Source organism: Bacteroidales bacterium (genome assembly GCA_018334875.1).
Taxonomy (GTDB): Bacteria; Bacteroidota; Bacteroidia; order Bacteroidales; family UBA12077; genus JAGXLC01.
In genome coordinates this window covers 1-10089 of sequence record JAGXLC010000136.1, presented here as the reverse complement: position 1 = coordinate 10089, position 10089 = coordinate 1, and the positions used below count along the sequence as shown (strand labels likewise).

The following is a 10089-nucleotide window of genomic DNA, read 5'->3' as shown; positions in this document are numbered from 1 at the left end:
TCCACCCCCTGTCGCTGAAGCTTTAGCGTAAGCAACCGAAGCTAACGCAGTCTTGCAGGCATCTTACCCGCAAACCATCCTACATTAAAAAACGAATCCCGCTGAAAGCGGGATTCGTTTTTTAATAATGCAGGTTAAAAGCAATTTAATTGCTTTCTACTTTCAATACATCTTTTATGGCCTTTTCGAGTGTGTCTTTTGGCAAGGCACCCTGAGCCATCTGTGGCTGTTCTGCCTGCGGAATGAACAGGATTGACGGGATGCTTTTTATCCCAAACATCGCTGCCAATTCCTGCTGATCCTCAGTGTCGATCCTGAAAACATCTACTTTTCCTTTATACTCTTCTGAAAGTTCTTCCAGCACCGGTTCTACTATCTTGCAGGGTTGGCACCAGTCTGCATAAAAATCAATGATGGCCGGTTTATCTCCTTCAAATTTCCATTCCTGGTTTTCTTCAAAGTTAAAAACTTTCTCTTTGAATGTCTCTTTGGTTAAATTTTCAATCATTACACTTTCGTTTTTTCTATTAACAATTTAGGTATCTAACAATTTATATTTTTAAATGTTCGTAATGAATATTGCAAACCCTATACCAAAATTTTAGTGGTTTGTTTTTCGCCTGGATCATTCATAAACGAATCCCGCTTACCAGCGGGATTCGTTTTGAATAATGCAGTTTAAATTCATATTTTCTGAAAAAATATTTATTTTGCCTTGTCCAAATACGTAAAGAAATTTTGACACAAAATTTGAACAAATTGTCATATCTAAATATGAAGAAAAGTCTTAATCATCCTATATTTCAAGTTGTGTCAGACTTAGTTGATCCCAATGCGTTCTCCGTTTTTGCAATAGGCGGGTATGTCCGGGATATTTTCCTGGGCCGCGACTCAAAGGATATTGATATTGTAGTGCTTGGAAGTGGTATTGAACTGGCCCGGAAAGTGGCTCATGAATTAAAAATTAAAAATATTGCTGTTTACAAGAACTTCGGCACGGCTATGTTACAATACAGGGATGTTGAGGTTGAATTTGTAGGGGCGCGGAGTGAGTCTTACCGAAAAGACAGCAGAAAACCCATCGTTGAAAACGGTACGCTGGAAGATGATCAGAAGAGAAGAGATTTCACAATCAATGCATTGGCGCTTTGTTTGAATAAAAACCATTACGGGGAACTGGTAGATCCTTTCGGAGGCCTCAAAGATCTGAAGCATAAAACACTTCGTACCCCACTTGATCCCGGACAGACTTTTTCTGATGATCCGTTAAGGATGATGCGGGCAGTAAGGTTTGCATCACAGCTTAATTTCAGGATAGAGGATGAAACCTATCAAGCCATTGCAGATCATGCTGAACGCATACAAATCGTCTCCAATGAGCGCATTGTAGAGGAGATGCACAAAATCTTGTTATCTCCCGGGCCTTCTGTTGGGCTGATTCATCTGGAAAATACGGGTCTTTTGAAGGAGTTTTTTCCGGAGCTTGCCCGTTTGAAAGGAGTTGAAGTAAGGGAGGATCTGAAGCACAAGGATAATTACCTTCACACCGCAAAAGTGGTGGAGAATGTTGGTAAAATGAGTGATAAACTTTGGCTGCGGTGGGCGGCATTATTGCATGATATTGGGAAGCCACCGACAAAAAGATTTTTCAGGGAGCATGGCTGGACTTTTCATGGCCATGATCATGTGGGCCGGAAAATGATTCCTGAGATATTCAGAAGGCTCCGCCTGCCTATGAACGAGAAAATGAAATATGTGCAAAAACTGGTGGCTCTGCATTTACGTCCAATGGCGCTGGTGGATGAAGAAGTAACGGATGCCGCTATAAGAAGGCTGTTGTATGATGCAGGAGATGATGTTGAAGATCTGATGCTGCTTTGCGAAGCCGATATCACCTCTAAAAATGAGAAGAAGGTTCGAAAATTCCTCAGTAACTTTCGCCGTGTACGGAAAAAAATGAAAGAGATTGAAGAAAAGGACCGCATCAGGAATTTCCAGCCTCCCATCAAAGGAGAAACCATTATGCATGCCTTCGGTATCAAACCCGGAAAGCATGTGGGCATCATCAAAAATGCCATTAAGGATGCCATTCTTGATGGAAAAATCTCCAACAATTACAACGAAGCTTACCGGTTTATGCTGGAAAAGGGAAAGGAACTCGGGCTCACCCCTGTTAATACCGAGAACCACCGGGCTGATGCTGGTGAAGATCGAGAATGATCGGCAGGTGATCGCTGAATCCCCCAATATACCGGTAACCTGAATACGTCCGGAAGGGTTTGGTTCCGGTATATTTTTCATCTTCTGTTACCAAAAACGGGGTGAGCATGATATGTGCATTTTGGGGTGAGGTGTGTAAACCGCTATTTGGGGTCAGCAAATTCCCCGAGACAATAAACTGGTCAAAAATTTCCCATACACCCTGGTATTTATAAGATCCATACGAAAGTTTTTCCCAGTGACGGGAGAGATTATACAATTTATCGGATTTTATAGAATTCTGCGCGTTTTCTGCTTTCAAATATTTCACCAAACTTACGGATTCCGGTGTATCATTGAAATCCCCGGCTACAACCATGAAAGCTTCAGGATTTTTCCTGAGAAGGGAATCAATATGGTATCGCAGGATCTGTGCGGCTTTTATTCGTTTAGGCCGGCTGTGCAATGCTCCTTGCCACCTGGAGGGCCAATGGTTGAAAAAGATGTGAAGGGTGTCGGAAGAGGGAACGATACCTTTGATGTACAAAATGTCCCGGGTGCTTTCAAATTGTTTTGCCAATGGTACGGAGATATAACGGAAGCCGGCAGGCTGGAATTTATCTTCCCGGTAAATTGCAGCTACGTCAATTCCTCTGAAGTCGGGTGATTCATTGTGTATGATCTTGTATTGATATTTGGAAAATGGCGTATGATGAACCAGATCTTCCAGGATTTTTCGGCTTTCAACTTCACAAAAACCCACCAGTCCGGGAGGTTCCCATCCGCCTGCAGCAACAATGACCTTGTACATTTTGTCAATTTTATTGCGGTATTTATACCAATTCCAGCGTCTGATGCCTCCGGGCGTGAATTCATCATCCCCGGCCGTCGGAGCATTGACCGTGTCGAAAGCATTTTCAACATTGTAGAACATCACACGCAAGGTCCTGCTTTTCTCCGGGTCAAATGAAGAAGCTTGCTCCTGGGCAAAAAGAGAGGACAGACAAAACCCGTTTATCCAAAATAATACCATCCATATATATAGATTGGTTTTCATGTTTATTCTTCCTGTTTTCCGGTTCCCGGTATGTATTCGTAAGCTCCCAGGTCCGGGGCTTCATCGGAGTTTCTGCTGTTTTTCAATATATCCCTCGGATACCGCTCTCCGGTTTGCACATCTCCTGCATCTATGGCAGGTGACAATGTATCAAGCCTGAAATTGTAATCTTCCGGTGAAATGAATCCGGGATCTTTATTCTTAATGATGTTTTCATAATGATGGTCTGCAAGCTGGAATTCCTGGCCGGTTTTTATCAGACAATGCTCAAACTTATAATTCATTACTCCTGAAGATTCTAAAGAGTCGACACCGATTTCATATATATTGTTCCCATAAATGATACAGTTGTTGAAACGGGCCTTTTTTAGCGCGCTCTCCTGCTTTTTCTCATTATAGTTGTTTAGAAGCAGGGAAGGGGTGCTTCTTGTTGAGCCGCTCCAGTAATTTGCGATGGTGGTGTGGTAAAATTCATAAGATCCCCCCGATGTAAGTGCTACCGCGTAATTGCCACAATCACTGATCACATTGTTGTATGCTTTGATGGTGCTTCCCCGGGCATAAATACCGGCATAAGTCATGTGTTGAATCTTTGAATTCGATAAAGTAAGGGCAGGAGATGCAGTATTTCCCGGGGTATCCACCTGTATCCCGGTAATGGCATTTTTGATGTTCGTATAATTGATGATATGGTTGCTACTTTCCGGCATAAGGTAAATGCCGTCCCATTGCCCGGGGATATTGCTGTAATCCTCTTCCGGCCGGTCACTGGTAAAAAGAATGGGATTTTCTTTGGTGCCATCGCTGATGAGGGTGCCTGCTACATAAAATCGGGAATTTGCGTGGAAGTGAATTTGGGTGCCGGGTTCAATGGTCAGGGTATGCTGGGTGTCCACCAATGCTGAATTGTACACCAAATAAGGTTTATCCGCTTCCCAGGTCTGTGTTTTGAGCACCTCATCATCTATCAGGTGCACATCCTGGCCCCAGGCTATCAGTTTGATGTCCTGCGTGTTCCCATTTATGTTGAAGACCACCGAATCTTTAACCATCAGGGGATTGTTGTCGTTGTTGGGCTTGATGGTGACTTCTGCAAAAATGTAAAGGCTGTCATGAGGATTAAGGACAACATCAGACATTGAGTGGGTTGGGGTGCCATTGATATTAAGTAGATAATCAGAGTCTTTGCCTCCGGCAAGTTTTATGGTGCGTATGTTGATTTTTTTATTGTACGGATTCTTGGCAGTGAATTTTTTGGTTGCTGAGCCGATGGTGGTAAATACCGTATCAAACATCAATGTGTCTGTGGAAAAGCTGAGCCTGACGGAAGGATCGTCAATAAATCCCTCTTCCTCACATGAGGTCAAGAATCCACACAAAACGGATAGGATGACCGGCCAAATAATGAAATGCTTTCTTCCTAGCACCTGTTATTGGTTTAGAAAATTTTGAATATCATTAACAAAGATTGGACAAAATTTTCAAAAATGGAAATGTGTGAAGTGAATTTTTGGGGTTTCAGGAAATTGCCCTTACCTGCGCGAATTACTGCTGTTCTGTATGATGGTAAATCAAGTATTAACGCACGATCAGGGAAATTCCTGAAGCCGCCAAAAGAATGAATAATATATTTTTAAAGAGCACTTCGTTGATTTTTCCATATATACGGTTCCCGAAGAAAAGAGCTATTGTGAAAATCGGGAGAATATAAAGCGAGTGAATCAGAATATCAGTCGTTAGAATTTCGGAAGCAATCAGCATGGGTATCCTTAAGATATTGGTAATACTAAGGATTCCAATAATTGTGGCTCTGAATACGGATGCGGAATGGATCTTATTGTAAACATAGATGACATAGGTTGGTCCACCCGCAGAAAAAACACCGGAAAAAAATCCTCCTGCCAGTCCAAAAAGAATACCCAGTTTTCCCGGCAGCCGAATCTTCTTATTGCTGATCAAATGATAACCAATGAAAAGCAATATGAATACACCCAAAATTTTTTTTAAAACCATGGGATTGCCTGTTTTCAGTAAGAGCACTCCCATTCCCAATCCAGCAATAATTCCTGCCGCCAGTTCTTTTACAATGGTTTTATCGATTTGGGTCCAGGTTTTGAATACCATCAGAATACTGAAAATGCAAAGAAAAATGGATAAATAAGCCACAGCATCCTGCATAGGGAATGCCTGCAGGATAATAGGGAGTGCAAAGAGTCCGCCTGCAAGGCCTGCCACAGTTTGCACGAAAAATCCCAGGCCTACACCGAGCACCAATATGATCAGTTGAACTGTTTCCATACTTTTGATCCCAAATTTGAGTCTAGTCTAAAAAGGCTCTTAGCGGCTATTTTTAGCTAATTATACAAAAACTATCTATTGAATTTCAGGCATCTACTGGAGCCGCTTAGAGCCTTATCAACTAATATTTAGCTTTTTATACCGGACTCAAATTTTATGCAAAATTAACAGGTATATACTTGTATCTCATTAGAAATTAAAAGAAATTTGCATTTTAACTTTAAAAAGTAAAAATATAATGATCTTTTTCTATGGAATATAAAGTAGATGATGTCTATAACAGGAAAATCCTTCTGGAGCTTCAGAAAAATGCCAGGATAAGCTATACAGAACTGGGAAAAAAAATAGGGCTTACCGGACCTGCTGTAAAGGAAAGGGTTCAGAAATTGGAGGAGAATGGTATTATAAAGGGATATCAGGCGAAACTCGACCTGGAAAAGATCGGATATTCACTGATGGCCATTATTCATTTTAAAATGAATCCGGGGAGTATTCAGCAATTTGTTGAACAATTGCATGACATTCCTGAGGTCATTGAAGTAAATCGCATTACAGGAGGCGATAATATGGTAATCAAGGTTGCGCTAAGCGAGAGTTCACATTTGGAAAAGCTCATCAATCGGTTTATTGAATATGGGGTACCGAATACTTCCATTGTTTTGTCGACTCCAATAGAAGACCGGATACTGGAGCCAAGAGTATAGCTTAGAGCCTGGAGCGAGGGGCATAAAGCAAATAGCTTAGAGAGTGTAAAGTATGGGAGTTCGGGAGTAGGGTTTCAGGTATTCGATGTTGGGTCCCGGAGAATAGTTAATAGCCGGGAACAAAGATATGAATTAGCTTTAATAACAATTTAACAATGGTACAATGTAACCATTTGATATAAAAAAAAACCGCCAGACATAAATTATGCCGGCGGCTTTTTATCTTGAGTTCTTATCCAGCCAGGTGCAAAGGTTATTTCACTTTTATTTCCTTTGAATTTTCCCAGAGCCCATGAATGTTGCAGTAAGATGTTGCAATCAATGTCCCGGATTTGCTTGTTTTGAATTCGGAAACAACCGAGTGGTTGGTATAAACAGGACCCTGATTGGCACCATCCACTGATTCACCGTGAGCTGCAAATTCAAATGAACCAATGTGATAGGCAAATTTGGCGCCCTCAGGTTTGAAATAAAGTTGTATCCAGCGGATATGGTGTTCCGTGGTATTCGGATGGGCAATTTCTTTGCCCAAAGATGCCTTCACCTGGAACATTTCGTTGGCACCCACTTCATCCGGACATTCAATTGCCGGGACATGCTTTTCTTCTTTCCAGTTTGCGGTTTGAAACATTTCTCCTATTGTTGCCATAATCAACTCCTTTTTTGTTAGATTCTTAATGTTAATTAGTGTTGTCCATAAAGTCAAAGAAATTTGAAAGAGTCTCGTCTAGAATGTTCGCTGGCAAGGCTTGCGAGTTTTGAATGCCAGGAGTTTACTTGATGTAATCGACTGGCATGAAAAACGAGCGTAACGCAGCCAGCGAATATTATAGACAGACTCTAATTAATTTTCTTTTCAAAGTTAGATAATATGAAAAAGAAATGGAAGTCCTTTTTCGGGAAATAGGTAATTTTAATTGGGTTTAAATAATTTTTTTGTAATAGCATTGAAGTGAAAAGCCAGGTTTTTCAGCAGAGTTAAAGTGGTTTGTAAGGATAAAAATATCTGTCTGTTGCTTACCGTTTTTTATAGAAAAAGGACGATTAAAATAAAAACCTATATCTTTGTAGAAAGAAATATAAATATGAGCAAAAAAGATAAAGACAGAACAAACGAACCATTATCGGAATATGGGGAACCTTTTTCCTTCAATGATGTATGGAAGATATTTAAGGAAACGGAGAGACAATTCAAAGAAACCGACCGGAAGATCGACAAGCTGGCAAACCTTTATGGGGGTGTCTCCGAGAATAGTGAGGTTTTTGCCGAAGAATTTTTCAGACGAGGCCTGGAATCCCGGAAAGCTATCTTTGGTATTGAATATAATGAAGTGGATCATCTCGCGAGGAAATCCAAAAAATTACAGGGAGAATATGACATTGTGCTTCATAATAAGGAATATATCATTGTCATCGAAGTAAAATACAAGCTCCATCCCGATGATGTTGAGGACTTTGTTAACCGGAAACTGTCCGAATTTAAACCATTATTTACTGAATATGGAGATAAAAAGATCATAGGAGCGGTTGCAGGCATGATTATACCATCAGACAGCTATGAACTGGCAGAAAAACATGGCCTGTTGGTGTTGACCCAGTATGGCGAAAATATTACCGTAATGAACCCGGATGATTTCCGTTGGAAAAACTATTGATTTAAGTAAACCCGTCTAAAAAATTATATATCTTAAACGTTGAAAATTAAATGTGAATTTTTTAAACCGAATGCATAAAATAACACACCCAAAACTATGGCAATTCAACATCCCACATACCCTTCTCCTTCACGCAGAAATTTCTTAAGGCGTCTCGGCGGGCTGGCTTTTTTTCTTTTACCTTCCGCCAAGGCCTATTCCTGGTTGGATAGCTCCAGATCATACCGTTTTCAGTCAGAATCTTCAGGTGTTGCTGCTAAATCAGCAATCCCGCTATCTTCTAACTCCGCTTTCGAACCCCGGTACCTGGAGCTTCACCGCTCCGGTGAACTGAAGCGGCGGGGTCAGATCCTTTGGGAGATGATGAATATATGTGACCTGTGTCCGAGGGAATGCGAAAACAACCGCCTGGATGGCCAGAAAGGCGATTGCGGGTCCACTTCTCAACTGGTGATTTCTTCATTCCATCCCCATTTCGGAGAAGAAAGACCGCTGGTAGGTGAGGGAGGATCGGGAACAATTTTTATGACCCACTGTTCTCTTCGATGTGTTTACTGTATCAACTGGGAGATCAGCATGGGAGGCAGGGGTAAGGAACGAAGCATTGATGATCTGGCTGCTATGATGATTCGGTTGCAGGAAATAGGCTGCAAAAATATCAACGTAGTAACCCCCACGCATTATTCACCCCATATTCTGCTTGCACTGGATAAAGCTGCCGGAAAAGGTTTGCGTCTCCCCCTTGTATATAACACCAGTGGGTACGAAAAGGTGGAAGTGTTGAAGCTTCTTGATGGCATTGTAGACATTTACATGCCCGATTTCAAATATTTCCGGAGCAGCATGGCTGCCAAATATTCATCAGGAGCACGCGATTATCCCGAAATGGCAAAAGCTGCTCTGTTGGAAATGCATCGTCAGGTTGGTGTGGCCAAACCTGCAAATGACGGACTTATGTATAAGGGTCTGATGATACGACATCTTGTTCTTCCCAATGATGTGAGCGGAACAAAGGAAGTTATTGCGTGGGTTGCTGATAATCTGCCCAAAGATACCTACTTTCATTTGATGGCGCAATATCAGCCTAATTATGAGGCTGATGAATATCCTCAGATCAATCGGCGCATTACCAACCAGGAGTATCGCCAAGCCATTCAGCATGCCAACAGAATGGGCCTGACCAATTTGAATGTGCAGGGTGCTTGAAAGGATATAGGGCTAAACCAATTGTAAGTACCAAATCCTCAAATTTCAAAACTTATCCGGCCATCGACGAAAATCTACAATAACCGGTTATTCAATTGAGAAGAGTTTCCAAAAAATGAGATAAAGGAGCAATTGAAAAATCCCCATATTTATTTTAAATTATAACATGGGGATTTGTAGTTCTGTGCATCAATTGACATCCGGATAAACCGGTGCTAGTGATCATGCGAATGAAAATAAGAATCTTCAAACTTGTCCACCGTCTCCCGCATTTTGTCAATAAACGTCAGATCAGTGGTCTGTTTGGCTTGCATGGCATAAACCAGCATTTCATGCAACAGCTTAAGATGGGTTACATACCGCTCGTAAGCCTCTTCATTGGATGGTTCCACGGGCTTAATTCTTTGATGTAGAAAATACTGACTGACAATATCCTGTATCTTATTGGCATGATCCTCTTTATTTGTAATCCATCTAACCAGTTGATTGTAATTTTTATCACCTTGTTCTGAAAGGGTTTTAATCTGATTCATTGATTTTTCAACGGTTCTGATGTGCTCTTCGATCTGCTCAATGCGCAGGGAATCGCCATAAATGCCACAGGGTATTTCACAGTGTGCATAGGAAGATTTCGCCTGTGTCATAAATAAAATGGCTGTAAACATGATTGATAAAACAATACTTTTTGTCTTCATAATTCGAGTTTTTTAAGATTAAACAAAATTTTCAATATCATAACAACTTAATAAAAAAAAGGTTTGAAGAATAAGAAAATTTCCCGGCAGAAAGGTGTTATTTAAACGGGGTTGTCGCAGTTTCTACTCACGAACCAGGAAAAGATTAAAACAAAAAAAACTGCCCGGAATTTGCCGGACAGTTTTTGTATTCAAATAAGCCAAATACGTTTAGTTGGAATAATCCGCCTTCACATAATCGGCATTCATTAGAAAATCATAGCATTTTTCTACGC

At 41.0% G+C, this 10089-nt stretch carries 10 protein-coding genes; 4 read left to right on the top strand and 6 right to left on the bottom strand.

Annotated elements, in window-relative coordinates; translation table 11 throughout:
• Window positions 1-145: 145 nt before the first annotated feature.
• On the bottom strand, window positions 146-508 hold the full coding sequence (gene trxA, locus KGY70_11640; protein ID MBS3775833.1) for a thioredoxin: 363 nt from the start codon (window positions 506-508) through the stop codon (window positions 146-148).
• Between the two features lie 266 nt (window positions 509-774).
• Between trxA and KGY70_11635 the strand changes: the two genes are divergently transcribed.
• Window positions 775-2220 carry an HD domain-containing protein gene (locus tag KGY70_11635; protein MBS3775832.1) on the top strand — a complete coding sequence of 482 codons (1446 nt, stop codon included), beginning with the start codon at window positions 775-777 and terminating at the stop codon, window positions 2218-2220.
• On the opposite strand, the gene KGY70_11630 is transcribed toward KGY70_11635, so the two are convergent.
• The 3 genes from KGY70_11630 to KGY70_11620 form a co-directional block, all read right to left on the bottom strand.
• The gene (locus KGY70_11630; GenBank protein MBS3775831.1) at window positions 2174-3256 is read right to left on the bottom strand and encodes an endonuclease; all 1083 of its coding nucleotides are present in this window, start codon (window positions 3254-3256) and stop codon (window positions 2174-2176) included. The genes KGY70_11635 and KGY70_11630 overlap by 47 nt on opposite strands.
• 2 nt (window positions 3257-3258) lie before the next feature.
• On the bottom strand, window positions 3259-4683 hold the full coding sequence (locus tag KGY70_11625; GenBank protein ID MBS3775830.1) for a right-handed parallel beta-helix repeat-containing protein: 1425 nt from the start codon (window positions 4681-4683) through the stop codon (window positions 3259-3261).
• Between the two features lie 151 nt (window positions 4684-4834).
• Entirely contained in the window at window positions 4835-5554 is a 720-nt protein-coding gene (locus KGY70_11620) for a sulfite exporter TauE/SafE family protein (protein ID MBS3775829.1), read from the bottom strand.
• Window positions 5555-5805: 251 nt separating this feature from the next.
• On the opposite strand from KGY70_11620, the gene KGY70_11615 reads away from it, so the two are divergent.
• Entirely contained in the window at window positions 5806-6258 is a 453-nt protein-coding gene (locus KGY70_11615) for an Lrp/AsnC family transcriptional regulator (protein MBS3775828.1), read from the top strand.
• Between the two features lie 253 nt (window positions 6259-6511).
• Here KGY70_11615 and KGY70_11610 read toward each other — a convergent pair whose 3' ends face one another.
• Window positions 6512-6907 (bottom strand): class II SORL domain-containing protein, encoded by a 396-nt coding sequence (locus tag KGY70_11610; GenBank protein ID MBS3775827.1) that lies wholly within the window; start codon window positions 6905-6907, stop codon window positions 6512-6514.
• Between the two features lie 436 nt (window positions 6908-7343).
• On the opposite strand from KGY70_11610, the gene KGY70_11605 reads away from it, so the two are divergent.
• Window positions 7344-7913, top strand: coding sequence for a hypothetical protein (locus KGY70_11605; protein ID MBS3775826.1), 570 nt, complete (start codon window positions 7344-7346; stop codon window positions 7911-7913).
• Window positions 7914-8009: 96 nt separating this feature from the next.
• Complete coding sequence (locus KGY70_11600) at window positions 8010-9119, top strand: radical SAM protein (GenBank protein MBS3775825.1); 1110 nt, start codon at window positions 8010-8012, stop codon at window positions 9117-9119.
• Between the two features lie 215 nt (window positions 9120-9334).
• Here the strand turns inward: KGY70_11600 and KGY70_11595 are convergent, their stop codons facing one another.
• Window positions 9335-9814, bottom strand: coding sequence for a hypothetical protein (locus KGY70_11595; protein ID MBS3775824.1), 480 nt, complete (start codon window positions 9812-9814; stop codon window positions 9335-9337).
• Between the last annotated feature and the right edge of the window lie 275 nt (window positions 9815-10089).

What these genes read in the sequence shown, in the direction of transcription:
- trxA (MBS3775833.1), bottom strand. Translation starts at nt 508, where the DNA reads ATGATTGAAAATTTAACCAAAGAGACATTCAAAGAGAAAGTTTTTAAC.
- KGY70_11635 (MBS3775832.1), top strand. Translation starts at nt 775, where the DNA reads ATGAAGAAAAGTCTTAATCATCCTATATTTCAAGTTGTGTCAGACTTA.
- KGY70_11630 (MBS3775831.1), bottom strand. Translation starts at nt 3,256, where the DNA reads ATGAAAACCAATCTATATATATGGATGGTATTATTTTGGATAAACGGG.
- KGY70_11620 (MBS3775829.1), bottom strand. Translation starts at nt 5,554, where the DNA reads ATGGAAACAGTTCAACTGATCATATTGGTGCTCGGTGTAGGCCTGGGA.
- KGY70_11615 (MBS3775828.1), top strand. Translation starts at nt 5,806, where the DNA reads ATGGAATATAAAGTAGATGATGTCTATAACAGGAAAATCCTTCTGGAG.
- KGY70_11610 (MBS3775827.1), bottom strand. Translation starts at nt 6,907, where the DNA reads ATGGCAACAATAGGAGAAATGTTTCAAACCGCAAACTGGAAAGAAGAA.
- KGY70_11605 (MBS3775826.1), top strand. Translation starts at nt 7,344, where the DNA reads ATGAGCAAAAAAGATAAAGACAGAACAAACGAACCATTATCGGAATAT.
- KGY70_11600 (MBS3775825.1), top strand. Translation starts at nt 8,010, where the DNA reads ATGGCAATTCAACATCCCACATACCCTTCTCCTTCACGCAGAAATTTC.
- KGY70_11595 (MBS3775824.1), bottom strand. Translation starts at nt 9,814, where the DNA reads ATGAAGACAAAAAGTATTGTTTTATCAATCATGTTTACAGCCATTTTA.